The organism is Duganella phyllosphaerae, from assembly GCF_001758785.1.
Taxonomy (GTDB): domain Bacteria; phylum Pseudomonadota; class Gammaproteobacteria; order Burkholderiales; family Burkholderiaceae_D; genus Rugamonas; species Rugamonas phyllosphaerae.
Map to the genome: position 1 here is coordinate 58,915 of NZ_LROM01000092.1, position 15,055 is coordinate 73,969.

16 protein-coding genes are annotated in these 15,055 nt (G+C 63.9%); 7 read left to right on the top strand and 9 right to left on the bottom strand.

The features are described from left to right. Positions 1-6 precede the first annotated feature (6 nt). The 3 genes from DUPY_RS16095 to DUPY_RS16105 are packed head-to-tail and all read right to left on the bottom strand — an operon-like array spanning position 7 to position 2,290. On the bottom strand, positions 7-507 hold the full coding sequence (locus tag DUPY_RS16095) for a MarR family winged helix-turn-helix transcriptional regulator (protein WP_070249411.1): 501 nt from the start codon (positions 505-507) through the stop codon (positions 7-9). Between the two features lie 55 nt (positions 508-562). Continuing rightward, a complete protein-coding gene (locus DUPY_RS16100) occupies positions 563-2,011 on the bottom strand; it encodes an efflux transporter outer membrane subunit (protein ID WP_070249412.1) in 1,449 nt (482 codons plus the stop codon). Positions 2,012-2,026: 15 nt separating this feature from the next. Continuing rightward, positions 2,027-2,290 (bottom strand): hypothetical protein, encoded by a 264-nt coding sequence (locus tag DUPY_RS16105; protein WP_070249413.1) that lies wholly within the window; start codon positions 2,288-2,290, stop codon positions 2,027-2,029. A 194-nt stretch (positions 2,291-2,484) separates the two neighbouring features. Between DUPY_RS16105 and DUPY_RS28915 the strand changes: the two genes are divergently transcribed. After that, positions 2,485-2,931 (top strand): hypothetical protein, encoded by a 447-nt coding sequence (locus DUPY_RS28915; protein ID WP_229255394.1) that lies wholly within the window; start codon positions 2,485-2,487, stop codon positions 2,929-2,931. Between the two features lie 67 nt (positions 2,932-2,998). Here DUPY_RS28915 and sodB read toward each other — a convergent pair whose 3' ends face one another. Both sodB and DUPY_RS16120 read right to left on the bottom strand, forming a co-directional pair. Continuing rightward, positions 2,999-3,574 carry a superoxide dismutase [Fe] gene (gene sodB / locus DUPY_RS16115; RefSeq protein WP_070249415.1) on the bottom strand — a complete coding sequence of 192 codons (576 nt, stop codon included), beginning with the start codon at positions 3,572-3,574 and terminating at the stop codon, positions 2,999-3,001. Between the two features lie 126 nt (positions 3,575-3,700). Continuing rightward, positions 3,701-4,681 (bottom strand): LacI family DNA-binding transcriptional regulator, encoded by a 981-nt coding sequence (locus tag DUPY_RS16120; RefSeq protein WP_070249416.1) that lies wholly within the window; start codon positions 4,679-4,681, stop codon positions 3,701-3,703. A gap of 188 nt (positions 4,682-4,869) precedes the next feature. Here DUPY_RS16120 and glk point away from each other — a divergent pair, with 188 nt between their 5' ends. Continuing rightward, the gene (gene glk, locus DUPY_RS16125) at positions 4,870-5,859 is read left to right on the top strand and encodes a glucokinase (RefSeq protein ID WP_070249417.1); all 990 of its coding nucleotides are present in this window, start codon (positions 4,870-4,872) and stop codon (positions 5,857-5,859) included. Here glk and xseA read toward each other — a convergent pair. The 4 genes from xseA to DUPY_RS16145 form a co-directional block, all read right to left on the bottom strand. Beyond that, on the bottom strand, positions 5,856-7,205 hold the full coding sequence (gene xseA / locus DUPY_RS16130) for an exodeoxyribonuclease VII large subunit (RefSeq protein WP_070249437.1): 1,350 nt from the start codon (positions 7,203-7,205) through the stop codon (positions 5,856-5,858). The genes glk and xseA overlap by 4 nt on opposite strands. A 246-nt stretch (positions 7,206-7,451) precedes the next feature. Further along, entirely contained in the window at positions 7,452-8,561 is a 1,110-nt protein-coding gene (locus DUPY_RS16135; protein WP_070249418.1) for a sulfotransferase family protein, read from the bottom strand. Then, positions 8,558-9,196: an adenylyl-sulfate kinase gene (gene cysC / locus DUPY_RS16140; RefSeq protein WP_084640743.1), complete on the bottom strand. Its 639-nt coding sequence runs from the start codon at positions 9,194-9,196 to the stop codon at positions 8,558-8,560. The genes DUPY_RS16135 and cysC overlap by 4 nt, the downstream gene beginning before the upstream one ends. 16 nt (positions 9,197-9,212) lie before the next feature. Beyond that, positions 9,213-10,922 (bottom strand): methyl-accepting chemotaxis protein, encoded by a 1,710-nt coding sequence (locus DUPY_RS16145; RefSeq protein ID WP_070249419.1) that lies wholly within the window; start codon positions 10,920-10,922, stop codon positions 9,213-9,215. Between the two features lie 987 nt (positions 10,923-11,909). Here DUPY_RS16145 and DUPY_RS16150 point away from each other — a divergent pair. The 5 genes from DUPY_RS16150 to kdsB are packed head-to-tail and all read left to right on the top strand — an operon-like array spanning position 11,910 to position 14,987. Next, positions 11,910-12,515 (top strand): MotA/TolQ/ExbB proton channel family protein, encoded by a 606-nt coding sequence (locus DUPY_RS16150; RefSeq protein WP_070249420.1) that lies wholly within the window; start codon positions 11,910-11,912, stop codon positions 12,513-12,515. Positions 12,516-12,524: 9 nt separating this feature from the next. Further along, positions 12,525-12,959: an ExbD/TolR family protein gene (locus tag DUPY_RS16155; protein WP_070249421.1), complete on the top strand. Its 435-nt coding sequence runs from the start codon at positions 12,525-12,527 to the stop codon at positions 12,957-12,959. Then, complete coding sequence (gene lpxK, locus DUPY_RS16160; protein ID WP_070249422.1) at positions 12,959-14,050, top strand: tetraacyldisaccharide 4'-kinase; 1,092 nt, start codon at positions 12,959-12,961, stop codon at positions 14,048-14,050. Before DUPY_RS16155 ends, lpxK begins: the two co-directional genes overlap by 1 nt. After that, a complete protein-coding gene (locus tag DUPY_RS27280) occupies positions 14,040-14,216 on the top strand; it encodes a Trm112 family protein (RefSeq protein WP_071651656.1) in 177 nt (58 codons plus the stop codon). The genes lpxK and DUPY_RS27280 overlap by 11 nt, the downstream gene beginning before the upstream one ends. Beyond that, the gene (kdsB, locus tag DUPY_RS16165) at positions 14,217-14,987 is read left to right on the top strand and encodes a 3-deoxy-manno-octulosonate cytidylyltransferase (RefSeq protein ID WP_070249423.1); all 771 of its coding nucleotides are present in this window, start codon (positions 14,217-14,219) and stop codon (positions 14,985-14,987) included. It begins immediately after the preceding gene. Positions 14,988-15,055: the final 68 nt, after the last annotated feature.

A 15,055-nucleotide genomic window follows, 5' to 3' on the forward strand; every position in this document is an offset into this window, starting at 1 on the left:
GTTTGCCTAAGTGAGTGTTTCCAGGTTGTCGAGCTGCCTTGCGAGCAGCGTTTCCAGTGCGGCGATATCGGCGGCACCATAGCCGTCGTACGCCCGCGTGGTGGTGCCCCAGACTTCGGGCATGACTTTTTCGGCCATGGCGCGGCCGGCGTCGGTGAGCGTGATCATCACGCAGCGCCGGTCGCCGGGCCGGTTACCGCGCGAGATCAGGCCCTGTTTTTCCAGGTCGTTGCACACGCGCGTGAGGTTGGCCGGTTTCTCCATGCAGGCTTCTCCCAGCGTGGAAGCGGTGGAGGTTTCGTTCTCCGATCCGTACAACACCGCCAGCACCATGTAGCTGGTGTCCACCAGGTCGTGCTTGCGCAAGGCGGCGTTGCTCAAGTCCTTGATGCGCTTCTGGACGTGATAGGTCATGCGCAGCAGCCGCATGAGATCCTCTGGAAACTCGGGGATGCGGGCATGGATGTTTTTCAGGCGCTTGTTGGTCGCGTCGAAACTACTACTCATTGCCTTGCTCCTCTGCTCATCTTAAAAGGACGATTGTACTATCAGAAACTGGGGTTCAATCCAGTTTTACCCCTCCACCCAGTGCTGTCATCAGCAATGCATAGTTATCGAGTTGTTTGCTTGCCACTTGCGCCATCTGCTGCTGCTCGTTAAGCAAAGTCAGCTGTGCATTGATGACGTTGAGCGAGTCGGTCATGCCGGCTTGATAGGCCCGTTCTGCCAGCTGCTGCTGGCGCCGCGCCGACGCCAGGGCCTGCTGCGCCAGTTGGTCTTGCTGCTTGACCGATTCGATCCGCACCAGTGCGTTGGCCACGTCCGACATGGCCTGGATCACCACGCCGTTGTACTGCTCGACGGCCACGTCGTACAGCGCAGTCTGGTTGCCGAGCTGGCTGCGCAGGCGGCCGCCCTCGAAGATCGGCAGACTGATCGCTGGCGTGACGCCGGCCATCTTGGCATGGCTTTCCAAAAAACGCGGGAAGCCCAGCGACTGCAAACCGACAAACGCCGCCAGGTTTACGTTCGGATAAAAGTCGGCCTTGGCGCTGTTGATGCGCGCACCGGCCGCTTCCACGCGCCAGCGCTGGGCCACGATATCGGGCCGGCGACCAACGAGTTCGGCAGGCAATGTGGCAGGCACGCGCGCTTCATTGCCGTCTTGCAGGGTCAGCGTCGGCCGGGCGATCGTTTCGCCGTCGCCCGGTCCTTTGCCGATCAGGGCTGCCAGCTGGTTGCGCAGCAGGGCGATCGAGGCGCCGATCTGCTCATGCTCGCGCTTGCCAGCTGGCAGCGTTGTTTCGATGTTGGCCACTTCCAGTTCGGTCGCCAGTCCCGCCGCGCGGCGCTGACGGGTGATCTCGAGAATGCGGTGGCGCTGTGCCAGGTTCTCGGCCACGCTGTCTTGCAGCGTGTAGTCGAGCGACAGCTGGATGTAGGCGCGCACGATTGCCGTTTCCAGCGTCAGGCGCGCCATCTGCGCTTCGGCCGAGGCCATGCGCACGTCGTCGAGCGCGGCGGCCAGCAGGTCGCGGTTGCGGCCCCACAGGTCGAGGTCATACGAGCCCGACAGCATGGCCGTGTTCTTCCACGCGGTCTTGCCGGCCAGCGCGGCGGGAATGGCGCCGTTGCCCGTATAGAGTTCGCGGTCGATGCTGGCCGACGCATCCATTTTCGGCAGGGTGGCGGCACGGGCCACGCCAGCGAGCGACTCGGCCTGGCGCACACGCGCTTCGGCAGCGCGCAGGTTGGGACTGCCGGCAATCGCGGTGGCCACCAGCGCGTTCAACTGGTCGTCGTGCAGCGCTTGCCACCAGGCTTGCGCAGGCCAGGCCACGTCGGCGCCGGCGTCGGCAATCGCCTTGCCAGCATTGAGTTCCAACGGCTTGATGGCGACTGCCTGCGGCTCGATCTTGCCCATGTCCGCGCACCCGGCCAGCACCGCCAGCGCACCCGCCAGCAATGCTGTAGCGAGGGGGCGGGCCGGTGGGCGGAAGGGCAATGTCATGGCAAAGACCACTGCTTAGCGGGCGACTTGTTTGCGGGTCTGGGCCACATCGAAGTCGGCCTCGGTTTCGAGCAGCGTGCCGTTCTTGCGCGCTTCGATCACTTGCGCCTGGACTTCGGCGCGGGTGAGCTGGTGCGGCTGGTCGGCCTTGGCGGCAACCGCGGTGGTGCCGGTGGCAGCTTCGGCAGCGAAGGCGCTGGTGACGGTGGTGGCAGTGGCGGCAATTGCGAAGACGACGGTGGCGGCAGCGCGCAGCAGGTCTTTGGTGGTGGTGCTCATGATGGCTCCTGGTGAGTGATGTTGTTGATGAATGTAACTATATCTCTGAATAGTACATTTGTAAAGTAAAGAATTCCTATCGGCACGATAGCGCTGCACTAATCGGCGCCGAAGTGGGGTGGTATGAGCGTGTGCGCACCGAGCGTGGGCGTCGCCAGTGGTGCAATGGTGTTTTACAGTTGAAGGAGCAGATCATGGCAGACAGCACCCTGGACCCGGACTACATCCTCGGAGGTAACGACCGCAGCCTGGGCAGCGGACACGGCACCCGTGGCCTCGGACCGAGCGACAACTCCGACAGCGGCAGCGATGTGGCCAACGACCACGACCTGGCGCTCGACAGCGACACCGATTCGCAAGGCACCGGCGAGCGCATCGATGTCGGTTCGCAAACGCTGCAAGCCGGCGATGTCGGCTTCGACCACGTCGAAGCGATGCCCACCTCGGAGCGCCTGGTTGATGGCGACTTCCGCGACCCGGTGCCGCTCGATGAAGATGGCAGCGTGCCCGACGACCACCTCGGCGTCGAAGCCGAGCCCGACGACAGCCGCGGCGACAGCGATACCGAAGTGAAGGGCGATATCGAAGGCGGCGAGGAACTGGGCCGCCGCACCGGTGGCGTACCCACTGCGCGTCCTTAAGTTTTAACGGACGTAAAAAAGCCCGAACCCTTTGCAGGGTTCGGGCTTTTCTATGAGCCGGCTACATTCAGTTGAAGTTAGCGGCTGCGAAGTCCCAGTTCGCCAGCGCGAAGAAGGTTTCCAGGTATTTAGGACGCACGTTGCGGTAGTCGATGTAGTAAGCGTGTTCCCACAGGTCGCAGGTGATGAGTGCTTTGGCATCGGTGGTCAGTGGGGTGGCGGCGTTCGAGGTGTTGACGATGTCGAGCGAACCGTCAGCCTTTTTCACCAGCCAGGTCCAGCTCGAACCGAAGTTGCCCACGGCCGACTTGGTGAATTCTTCCTTGAACTTGTCGAACGAACCCCACTTGGCGTTGATGGCGTCGGCCAGCGCGCCGCTCACGGCTTTACCGCCCGGGGTCAGGCTGTTCCAGTAGAAGGTGTGGTTCCACACTTGTGCCGAATTGTTGAAGACGCCGCCCGACGATTTCTTGATGATTTCTTCCAGCGACAGGTTTTCGAACTCGGTACCCTTGATCAGGTTGTTCAGGTTGGTCACATAGGTCTGATGGTGCTTGCCGTAGTGGTATTCCAGCGTTTCTTGCGAGATATGTGGCGCCAGGGCGTCGATGGCATATGGCAGAGGTGGCAGGGTATGTTCCATGGAGCTTCCTTTATGGGATGGGGTTTATCAGAAACCAGGTGGTTTTTGGCGAAACGTCATTATTGTACGGGGGATGCCGCTTGGCTGCCAAAATGGCCCCGTTTGACGTGTGGGATCAATTTGATCTCAGCGTACGCGGCGCGTGGTTTCTCTCACCACCAACTCGACAGGCGGGATCTCGCCCTGCACGGTGTCGCCATTGATCAGGCGCAGCAGCGCCTGGGTGGCGATGCGGCCCATGTCGTACATCGGCTGGCGCACGGTGGTCAGCGGCGGCGTCGTGTACGACGAGCCGGGCAGGTCATCGAAGCCGACCAGGGAGATATCGTCGGGCACGCGGATGCCCTTGCGGTACAGGGCCAGGCGCGCGCCGTAGGCGCTCAGGTCGTTGGCCGCAAACACGGCGGTAAATTGCTGGTGGGTGTCGAACAGGCGGTTCATGGCCATCATGCCGCTTGCCTCGTGGTAATTGCCTTCCACCACCAGCGCGGGGTCGATGTCGATCTGCGACTCTGCCAGCGCGCGGCGGTAGCCGGCCAGGCGCTCGTCGGCATCGTGGTTGTTGGTCGGGCCGGAAATGAAGGCGATGCGGCGATGGCCCAGTTCGACCAGGTGGCGCACGGCCAGCCAGGCGCCGTATTCGTTGTCGGTTTTGAAACCCAGCGCCGTGCGGGTGTGCAGCGCGCGGCCGGTGGAGACGATCGGTCGCTGGCTGGAAAATCCCAGCACGGCCTCGTCGGAAATGCGGCCCGACAGCAGGATGATGCCATCGACCTTGCGCGCCAGCAGCAGCCGCACGCGGTCCGCTTCCTCTTCCGCGTTCCAGTGGCCGCTGACGATGACCGATGCGTAGCCGGTGCCTTTCAGGCCGTCGTCGATGCCGCGCAGCGTTTCATCGAAGAACGGTGACGAAATATCCTGCACCACGATGCCGATGGTGAGCGAGCGGCCCTTTTTGAGCCCTTGCGCCATCTGGTTCGGTGCGAAGCTGACCTTGTCGATAGCGGCCAGCACGGCCAGGCGCTTGTCGTCGGACACCTTGGCGGTGCCGTTGAGGATGCGCGAGACGGTACTCGGTGATACCCCCGCCAGGCGGGCGACGTCCATTAATGTCGATGGGCCGGAGGAGGGGGAATGATCTGGCAACGTGCAATCCTTGACGAAGTATTATGAAAACCTTTTCAGCGAAGAGTACCATATTTAGGGCCTTCACTTATAATCGCCGGCAGATGTTCAGCCCAGGTTCAGCCAGGGCTTGGCTCAGCGTACAACAAAAATAATCAGAGGTCAGAGACATGGATTCGAATTTTTCCCACGGCACCAGTGGCCCGCGCCTGCTGGCCGACATCGGCGGCAGCAGCGCCAGCTTTGCAGTGGAAACCGCACCGCAGCAGATCGACGCGGTCTGGGTGGCCGACTGCGCCGCGTATCCCACCCTGGGCGCAGCGCTGGTGGCGTACCTGTCGCAGCCGGCCACGGTGGCGGCGGGCGGCTACCAGGCGCGCTACGCCGGCATCGCGATTGCCAACCCGATCGACGGCGACTGGGTCACCATGACCAACCACCACTGGTCGTTTTCGATCGAGGCCGTGTGTTCGCAATTCAGCCTGAAGTCGCTGGTGGTGGTCAACGACCTGCGCGCGCTGGCGTCCGCGCTGCCGCACCTGGCGCCGGAAAACAAGCACCAGGTGGGCGGCGGCGCGCCGCGCGACGGCGCCGTGATCGGCCTGGTCGGCGCGGACGCGGGCCTGGGCGTGTCGTACCTGGTGCCGGTAGGCGAGCGCTGGCTGGCCATCGACAGCGAAGGCGGCCACACCACGTTCGCGCCGATGAACGAGCGTGAAATCGACATCCTGCGCTACGCGCGCCGCCACCACGAGCACGTCTCGAGCGAGCGGCTGGTGTCGGGCATCGGCCTGGGGCTGGTGTACCGGGCGCTGTGCGAACGGGCGCGCATCGAGCCGCAGATCCTGACCACGCAGGAAATCGTCGAACGCGGCCTGCACAGGCTGTGCCCGGTGTGCGAAGAGACGCTCGAGGCGTTCTGCGAAATGCTCGGCACGGTGGCCGGCAACGTGGCGCTCACCCTCGGCGCCAAGGGCGGCATCTATATCGGCGGCCGCACGGTGCTGCAAATGAGCGCGTTTTTCGAACGCTCGGGGTTCCGCGCGCGGTTCGAGCAGAAGGGCAGGTTTTCGGACTACCTGGCGCATATTCCGACGTACGTGATGACGGAAAAATACCCGGTGCTGATCGGCATGTCGGCGATGCTGTCGACGGATTAGCGAACCGCCGCCACCTCAACGACAGCCGCCCCCTCGGCCACTCGCACCCCCAGCGCACCTCCCGCCACGATCTGTCCTGGCGAGCGTACCACTGCCCCCGCCTCGTCGGTGACGATCGCATAGCCGCGCTCGAGCGTCCTCTGCGGATTCAACAACTCCAGTTGCGACGACAACGCCGCCAGTGCCGCGCGGCGCTGCTGCACCGTGCGCGCCATGCCGATGGCCGCGCGGTGGCGCAGTGCGGCCAGCGACGAGCGCGCGGCGCGGGTGTCGGGCGTGCAGGCGGCCATCCGTTCGCCCAGGCGGTCGAGCTGGTGGCGCGCGCGCGTGAGCGGCGCGCGGTTGGCGTGCATCATCGCGGTCGATAGCGCCAGCAACTTGAGGCGCTGCTGGCGGATCTGGGCGTTGGGGTTGAGCAGGCGCCGCGTGTAGCCGTCCAGCGTTTGCGTCGATTCCGACAGCGCGCGGCGCATGGCGCGGCGCAGGTCGGTGGCGTCGGTGCGCAGCGAGGCCAGCCAGTCGGCGCGCGGCGTGACCGCCAGTTCGGCCGCCGCCGTGGGCGTGGCCGCGCGCAGGTCGGCGGCAAAATCGCAAATCGTGAAATCGGTCTCGTGGCCCACGCCCGAGATCACCGGCATGCGGCAGTTGGCCACCGCGTACGCCACGTCCTCGTCGTTGAACGACCATAAATCCTCGATGCTGCCGCCGCCGCGGCACACGATCAATACGTCGCAGTCGTTGCGCAGCGAGGCCGTGTCGATGGCAGCGGCGATTTTTTGCGCGGCCAGCTGGCCCTGCACCGGGGTGGGGTAGAGCACCACGTTGACGTGCGGCGCGCGGCGGCGCAGGGCGGTCAGCACATCGCGCAGCGCAGCGGCCTGCGGACTGGTGACGATGCCCACCGTGCGCGGAAACATGGGCAGCGCACGCTTGCGGTCGGGGTGGAACAGGCCGGCTGCATCGAGCTTCTGCTTCAAAAGCAAAAACGCCTCGAACAGCGTGCCGACCCCGGCGCGACGGATCGCCTCCACGTTGATCTGGTAATCGCCGCGGGCGCCGTACAGCGTGACCAGCGCGCGCACCTCGACCTTGTCGCCTTCGCGCGGGGTGAAGTTGGCGTACTGGGCGCGGCCCCGGAACATCACCGCGCGCACCTGCGCAGCGTTGTCCTTGAGCGTGAAGTACCAGTGGCCGGAACTGGCGCGGGTGAAATTGGAAATCTCGCCGGCGATCCAGGTCAGGGGAAACGAGCGTTCGAGCAGCCGCGCCACCGCCTGGTTGAGCGCGGAAACGGTGAGCACGGGCGTGCCGGCAGCAGTGAAATCGTGGGGTTCGTCGAAGTTCATCATTTCATTCATGGAAACTATCCACACTATGTGAATTTAGTCACATAGCGGTCATCTTGTACAAAGGGCTGTAAGTATTATAGATAGGTCCATGATTTTAAACGAAAAACTTGAATGCCTGGTTTACTTGCATGTGGAAAAAACCCTTACGGATCAAGGACTTTGGCCGAGCGCGCCACGGTTACACACAAAGTTATCCACAAAATGTGTTCATTACTTGGGGACAGCCGTGGCGCGCGGCGCCTGCTAATCCGTCACTTCGAAGCTCGCCGGATCGAGCTCGTCGAGCGCGGCAGGGGCACTGCGTGCCGGTTCGGCCGCCTGCCTGGCCAGCCGCGCGCCCAGTTGCGCCAGGTAATCGGCGCGGCTGCGGCGCAGCACGTAGTCGCGGAAATTGGTCTGTTCCAGGTCGCGCCAGGCGCCTTCGCGCCCGGCCACCGAGCGCGCCAGCGCGTCCACGTGCATGGCGTCGGTAATCACGGCGTCGCCGCCGGACAGCCTGGCGTAGCCGTAGCGGTCCATGTACGGCCCGGTGATGGTTTCGATGACATTGATCTCGTCGGACGACAGCTGTTGCCTGAACTTGTCGATGTTGGCGGCGATCGGCGCATGGCAATTGGAGGACCAGAGCGCCGACAACTGGGCAATCTGGCGTGCTTCCGGCGAGGCGGCGACATCGAGCATGCGCGGCAGGAAGGCGATGCCGAGAAAGCGGCAGATCGTTTCCAGCGTCGCTTGCTGATGGGACAGAAAGTCTTCGTAGCGGATGGTCAGCACGCGGTCGGGATAGCGCGCGGCCACCTGGTCGGCCGCCTGGTGCGCGCGCAGCCAGATGCGGGCATTGAGCAGGGTATCGAATTCGTGGATGATGGCGCGGTTCATCGACGCCACCTGGGCGCGCGGATCGCGGACCACGTTGATGAACAGCAGGTCCGGGTGCAGCGCCATCAGCTCGTCGGCGTCATGCACGCTGTCGAGCGACTTGTCCATCACCACGCGGGCCTGGCGGCGCTGGCCGGCGCGCAGCAGCAGTTCCCACACGATGCTGTGGATGCTGCGCGGCCGGTGCCGGATCGCCTCGAAAATATCGACCGGATCGAATGCCAGGTCGGGCCACTTGACCATGCTGGCCGCCTGCAGGCCGACCACGTCGACCACCATGCGAAAGTAGGCGTGGTCGTCGCGCAGGTCGCCGTACAGCGGCACCAGCGGCATCAGGTCGACGATGTGCAGCGGGTACGGCGAATAGAATTCGGGCGACAGGTTCAGCCGCAGGCGCAAGGCGTGGCTGCCGCAGCGGCGCAGCGGGATCATCAACACCGGACGCGGTCGTGCCGGCACTTGCACGGCGCTCATGCGGCCTCCCGCACGAAGCGCGGCGCCAGGTGCCGGTAGATTTGCGCGCAGCATTCTGCCACCGAGTGCGCGTCGGTGTCGAAGACCAGGCTCGGCTGCAGCGGCACTTCGTAAGGGGCGGAGACGCCGGTAAATTCCGCAATCAGGCCGGCGCGAGCCTTGCGGTACAAGCCCTTGGGGTCGCGTGCCTCGCACACCGCGCGCTGCGTGCTGAGGTAGGTTTCGATGAAGTTGCTTTCGCCGATGATCTGGCGCGCCATGTCGCGGTCCGCGCGCAGCGGCGAGATGAAGGCGCAGATGACGATCAGCCCGGCATCATTCATCAGCTTTGCCACCTCGGCGCTGCGGCGGATGTTTTCCTGGCGGTCAGCAGGTGAAAAGCCGAGGTCGCGGTTCAGGTGGTGCCGCAGATTGTCGCCGTCCAGCACGTAAGCGGCGCGACCCGCTTCGATCAGGCTGTGTTCGAGCGCGCAGGCCAGGGTGGATTTGCCGGCGCCGCTCAGGCCCGTGAGCCACACGGTCGCCGCTTGCTGGCCGAACTGGCGGCCGCGCTCGCTGGCGGTGACCTGCCCGGCATGCCAGAAGACCTGCGGCGCAGCGCCGGCCCGGTTATCGATCTTGTTCAATGCGATCATGAAAGTACTCCTGGCGTCAGAACTGTTCCCATTGCGGGTCGGCGGCCTTGGCAAGGGCGGGCTTGCGTACGGCCAGCTGGCGCTGCGCGGGGCGGGGTGCCGGCACCGCTGGCCGCGCCTGCCGCGAGGCCGGCGCTGGCGCCGGCAAGCTGGTGCGCTCGCCGAGCCGGAACACGCTCACCACAGCATTGAGGCTGTTGACCTGCTCCTGCATCGCTTGCGCCGCCGCAGCAGCCTGTTCGACCAGGGCGGCGTTCTGCTGGGTGACGTCATCCATTTGCGTGACGGCAGTATTGATCTGTTCGATCCCCGAGGCCTGCTCCTTGCTGGCGGACATCATCTCGGCCATGATGTCGGTGACCCGCCTGACGCTTGCCACCACCTCGTGCATGGTGGAACCCGCCTGGTCGACCAGGCGGTTGCCGGTCTTTACTTTTTCCACCGAGTCGCCGATCAGGTCCTTGATTTCCCTGGCTGCGGCCGCCGAGCGCTGGGCCAGGTTGCGCACCTCGGTGGCGACCACGGCGAAGCCACGGCCCTGTTCACCGGCGCGCGCCGCTTCCACCGCCGCGTTCAGCGCCAGGATATTGGTCTGGAAGGCGATCCCATCGATCACGCCGATAATGTCGACGATCTTGCGCGCCGAAACGTCGATGGCGGCCATGGTGTCGACCACCTGCGCCACCACCGCGCCACCCTTGGCGGCGACGTCGGATGCCGTTTCGGCCAGCCCATTGGCCTGCTGGGCATTGTCGTTGTTGATCCGTACGGTGCTGGTCAGCTCTTCCATCGAGGAAGCGGTTTCCTCCAGCGTACTGGCTTGCTGCTCGGTGCGCGAAGACAGGTCGAGGTTGCCCGAAGCAATCTGGCTGGCGGCGCTGGCGATGGTCCCGGTGCTGTCATGCACCTGCTTGACAATCAGCGCCAGGCTGTCGCGCATGGTTCGCATCGCAAACAGCAAGCTGTGCTGGTCGCCAGCGCGCACCGCGATATCGACCGCCAGGTTGCCGTCGGCGATCTGGCCGGCGATCATGGCGGCTTCTGCCGGCTCGCAGCCCAGTTGGCGCGTGACGCCGCGCGTGATCAGCAGCGCCGCAGCAATGCTGGTGATCAGCGCCAGGGCGCCAGTCACCAGCATCAGCTTGCGCGCGCTGTCGTAGGCCTGCGCGGCGGCCTCGGTACCTTCCTTGTTCTGCCTTTCCTCGATGCCGACCAGCTTGCGGATCTGTTCCCACCAGGCTTTTTGCACGGGACGGAACTCGAAGCGTAGCAAGGTGTACGCTTCGTCCTGTTTGCCAGCGAGCGCCAGCGCAGTGGCGCGTTCGATATATGGTGCGGCCAGTTCGGCCTGCTTTTGTATCTGTGCCAGCAGTGCGCGCTCATCGGCCGAGGTGCCCTGCAAGGTGGTAAACATCCGGGCCAGCTGTTCCTGGGCCTTGCTGTACTTCTGCTGCTGGTCGGCGATACGCTTGATTTCGATCTGGATCTCTTTCGGCTCCTTGAGCAGGATCAGGTTGCGCATCGCCAGCGCGCGCTCGGTCACCGTCAGGTCCATCGTCTGTGCCAGGCGCGTCTCGACGCCGTTCACTTCCGTGATCTCGTCCATGCGTTGCTGGATATCGCGCATGCTGGTCAGTCCCAGCACGATCACGATCACCAGCAGCACGGCCACCAGCCCGAAGCCCATGCCCAAACGCTGGGCAATGGTTAGGTTATTGAGTTTCATACGGTTTCTCCACAGGATCTGTCTGCCTGCAATGGCAGGTGTCGGATCATGGTAAGGGGACGGCAGCAGCTCAATTATCTCCAAAAGTAACAACATTTTCTTATGGGACACTTTCTTCCGGTTCCGCCTGCCGTGACCGCGACTTTCTTCCATGCGCCAGAGCTAAAGCATGGAAAGTCCGGTCCTGGTCCGCCGCGACAGGATAGCCGATCGGCTGTCGTTTATATGCAACCGAAGTGTTTTTTCGACATAATTTCACCCAAAAAGTGACTTGCAAGATGTTTTCAAGCGATCCCGCGCGCCGGATCGCTGCACGGCTGCTGCCGCTTTTTGCAGCATGTAATTTATTCTGTTTGAATTCAATGGCTTGGAGTGGTAGCTGGGGCCTTGCACACAATCTTATCCACACAATGTGTGCAGAAAGGCACAGCCTGCTGGGGTGCAGTGTGGATGGCACCCGGTGCTCTGGCCGCGGCGCCTGAAACACGGGGTTTTAACGGCGCCAGGATGGCGCTGCCAGTTTTTTACTCAAGGTCGATAAGTCCTTATAAATCAACCACCTTGCACCGTTGGCGTGACCTTGCGCACAATTTTATCCACATAAAATGTGCAGAAGTTTATCTACGCGATGTCGGTGCCAGGGAATTTGGTGTGCGTCAATTTTACGCATTGAAAAAAACTTGTTTTAAATCAATGACTTGCTCATCCAGGCTGACGCTTGCGCACAATCTTATCCACATAATTTGTGCAGAACTTTCATCGCGCAGTGGAAACCGCTGCTGCAAGGCGCCTGCAGGGCCCCTTGCCAGAATTTTGCTCAGAACAAAAAAGATCAATGAAATCAATCGCCTAGAAGGTAAGGATGTGGCTTGCACACAATCTTATCAACAGAATGTGGGCATAACTGTCCCTTGCCGACCGGGGCTCAACAAGATACATTGCGCCTTCGGGGTTAATCCCGGCCCAATTCATCCACAGGAGTTTGTTTTGCTTGCCATTTTCCAAGCTGCAGGTTGGCCCATCTGGTTGTTGCTGATCGCCTCGATCGTTGCCACGGCCCTGATCATCGAACGTTTGCTGTCGCTGCGCCGCGCCAAGATCTTGCCGAAGCAACTGTTCGACGAGGTGGTGCAGGTCTATCGGGGCGGCAATATCACGCCCGACATCCTCGACAAGCTGGCAAAGAGTTCACCGCTGGGCACGGTGCTGTCGGCCGCGCTGCGCAACGTCGATGCCCCGCGCGACGTGATGAAGGAATCGATCGAGGAAGCCGGCAGCGGCGTGGCCCACACGCTCGAGCGCTTTCTGACCACGCTGGGCACCATCGCCACGCTGGCGCCGCTGATGGGCCTGTTCGGCACGGTGGTGGGCATGATCGAGATCTTCGGATCGCAAAACCCGTCGGGCGCCAATCCGGCGCAGCTGGCGCACGGCATTTCGGTAGCGTTGTACAACACCGGTTTTGGTTTGGCGATTGCCATGCCGACGCTGGTGTTCTATCGTCACTTCCGCGCGCTGGTGGACAGCTTCGTGATCGACATGGAGCAGCAGGCGGTCAAGTTCGTCGACGTCGTGCATCGCCAGCGCACGTAAGGACCGGGCATGAATTTCCGCAAAGGCAAGGGCCGGGAAGACCCCGAAATCAACCTGATCCCGTTCATCGACGTGCTGCTGGTGATCCTGATTTTCCTGATGGTTTCCACCACCTACAGCAAGTTCACCGAATTGCAGATCACGCTGCCGACGGCCGAGGCGCACAAGCCCGAGGAAAAACCGTTCGAACTCAATGTAACGGTGGACGCCAAGGGCAACTACACCATCAATGGCGACCCGGTGTCGTTCCGCGACGTCGCAGGCCTGGCGCAAGCGATGCGCAGCGCCGCCGAGAAGGGCGGCCTGAAGGACAAGGAGCCGGTCGTGATCGTCAACGCCGACCAGTTCGCCATGCACCAGATGGTGGTGAACGTGATGGAAGCGGCGCGCGTGGCCGGCTTCGAGAAGCTGACGTTCGCGGCGCAGACTGGCGGCGGCAAGTAGTGCTGGAAGCGACGCTGACGCGCAACTGGTTGCGCCGGGGGCCGCTGGCCTGCGCGCTGTGGCCGGTGTCGCTGCTGTTCGGCGCGCTCAGCGGCGCGCGCGCGGCCATGTTCCGCGCCGGCTGGCTGGCGTCGTCGCGCCTGCCGGTGCCGGTGGTGGTGGTCGGCAATATCTACATCGGCGGCACCGGCAAGACACCGCTGACGATCTGGCTGGTGCAGGCCTTGCAGGCGCGCGGCATGCGCCCCGGCGTGATTTCGCGCGGCCACGGCAGCGCGGCCGATACCGTGCGTGAAGTCGGCGCCGGGTCCACCCCGGCCGACGTCGGCGACGAGCCGCTGCTGATCCGCCAGCGCACCGGCTGCCCGGTGATGGTGGGGCGCGACCGCGCCGCCACCGGCCGCGCCTTGCTCGCCGCGTATCCCGACACCGACGTGCTGCTGACCGACGACGGCTTGCAGCACTACGCGCTCCAGCGCGATATCGAAATCATCCTGTTCGACGGCCGCGGCGCCGGCAACGGCTGGCTGCTGCCGGCCGGGCCGCTGCGCGAGCCGGTGTCGCGCCGGCGCGATTTTACGGTGATCAATGCGCCGGTGCTGACCGATGCACTGGTGCGGTCGGTCGGCTGCTTCCCCATGGCATCAGTGGGGTCTGACCCCGTACGGGGTCAGACCCCTGCTGTGGGGCTTGCGGGGGGCTACCCGGCGCCACGCCAGATGACGCTGGCCGGCAGCCACGCCGAGCAGCTGGTCGATCGCACCCGGCGCCAGCCGTTCGCCGACCTGGCGCAGCCCGGCCTGCGCCTGGCCGCCGCTGCCGGCATTGGCAATCCGGCGCGGTTTTTCGGCATGCTCAAGGCGGCCGGCCTGACCATCGCCGAGCTGCCTTTGCCCGACCACCACGACTTCCGCGACCGGCCTTTCGACGTCCTGCACGCCGATGTGATCTTGATCACCGAGAAGGATGCAGTAAAATGTGCGCAAATTGAAGAACTCAGAGGCGACCCGCGACTATGGGTCGTCCCGGTCACGGCGCACATCGATGGCGCGCTGGCCGACCAAATCGTGGAGAAATGTCGTGGACGCTAGATTGCTTGATATCCTGGTTTGCCCGGTCTGCAAAGGCCCCCTGGAGTACGATAAGAAGGCCCAGGAAATGATTTGCAAGGGCGACCGCCTGGCGTTCCCCATCCGTGACGGCATCCCCATCATGTGGGCCGACGAGGCCCGCACCTTGCAGGACAAGGCGGAATAAGTGTCCGCGCCGTCCAACCCAGGTTCCGGCTTCGTCGTCATCATCCCGGCCCGGCTGGCCTCCACCCGGCTGCCCAACAAGCCGCTGGCCGATCTCGGCGGCAAGCCGATGGTGGTAAGGGTGGCCGAGCGCGCCCAGCTCTCCGGGGCGGCGCGCATCATCGTCGCCACCGATCATGACGACATTCGCGCCGCCTGCCAGATGCATGGCGTGGAAGTGTGCATGACCCGCTCCGACCATCCGTCCGGCACCGACCGCATTGCCGAGGTGGCGCGTACGCTCGACCTGGCGCCCGATGCCGTGGTGGTCAACCTGCAAGGCGACGAGCCGCTGATCGATCCGAGCCTGCTGCAGGCCGCTGCCGGCTGCATCGGCGCGGACGTGCCGATGGCCACCTGCGCCCATCCGCTGCACGACGCCGCCGACGCCTTCAACCCCAACGTGGTCAAGGTGGTGCTCGACAAGCGCGCCCGCGCGCTGTACTTCTCGCGCGCCACCATCCCGTGGCACCGCGACGGCTTTGCGCAGTCGCAGGTTGATCTGCCGGCGGGCTATGTGCCGCTGCGCCATATCGGCCTGTACGCGTATCGCAACGACTTCCTGCAAGCGTATCCTGCGCTGGCCGTCTCGCCGCTCGAGGGTATCGAAGCGCTCGAGCAACTGCGGGTGCTGTGGCACGGCTATCCGATCGCGGTGCACGTGACCGACACGGCGCCAGCGGCCGGCGTCGATACGCCGGAAGACCTGGCCCGGGTGCGCTTGCTCTATTAAGCGGGCTTGATCCACATCAAGCCGACCGGGCCGGTGATGCTGCTATAACGTTCCATTGTGGTGCGTTA

What these genes read in the sequence shown, in the direction of transcription:
- DUPY_RS16145 (WP_070249419.1), bottom strand. Translation starts at nt 10,922, where the DNA reads ATGAAACTCAATAACCTAACCATTGCCCAGCGTTTGGGCATGGGCTTC.
- sodB (WP_070249415.1), bottom strand. Translation starts at nt 3,574, where the DNA reads ATGGAACATACCCTGCCACCTCTGCCATATGCCATCGACGCCCTGGCG.
- DUPY_RS28915 (WP_229255394.1), top strand. Translation starts at nt 2,485, where the DNA reads ATGGCAGACAGCACCCTGGACCCGGACTACATCCTCGGAGGTAACGAC.
- DUPY_RS16100 (WP_070249412.1), bottom strand. Translation starts at nt 2,011, where the DNA reads ATGACATTGCCCTTCCGCCCACCGGCCCGCCCCCTCGCTACAGCATTG.
- glk (WP_070249417.1), top strand. Translation starts at nt 4,870, where the DNA reads ATGGATTCGAATTTTTCCCACGGCACCAGTGGCCCGCGCCTGCTGGCC.
- DUPY_RS16120 (WP_070249416.1), bottom strand. Translation starts at nt 4,681, where the DNA reads ATGGACGTCGCCCGCCTGGCGGGGGTATCACCGAGTACCGTCTCGCGC.
- DUPY_RS16135 (WP_070249418.1), bottom strand. Translation starts at nt 8,561, where the DNA reads ATGAGCGCCGTGCAAGTGCCGGCACGACCGCGTCCGGTGTTGATGATC.
- cysC (WP_084640743.1), bottom strand. Translation starts at nt 9,196, where the DNA reads ATGATCGCATTGAACAAGATCGATAACCGGGCCGGCGCTGCGCCGCAG.
- DUPY_RS16105 (WP_070249413.1), bottom strand. Translation starts at nt 2,290, where the DNA reads ATGAGCACCACCACCAAAGACCTGCTGCGCGCTGCCGCCACCGTCGTC.
- DUPY_RS16095 (WP_070249411.1), bottom strand. Translation starts at nt 507, where the DNA reads ATGAGTAGTAGTTTCGACGCGACCAACAAGCGCCTGAAAAACATCCAT.
- DUPY_RS16155 (WP_070249421.1), top strand. Translation starts at nt 12,525, where the DNA reads ATGAATTTCCGCAAAGGCAAGGGCCGGGAAGACCCCGAAATCAACCTG.
- xseA (WP_070249437.1), bottom strand. Translation starts at nt 7,205, where the DNA reads ATGAACTTCGACGAACCCCACGATTTCACTGCTGCCGGCACGCCCGTG.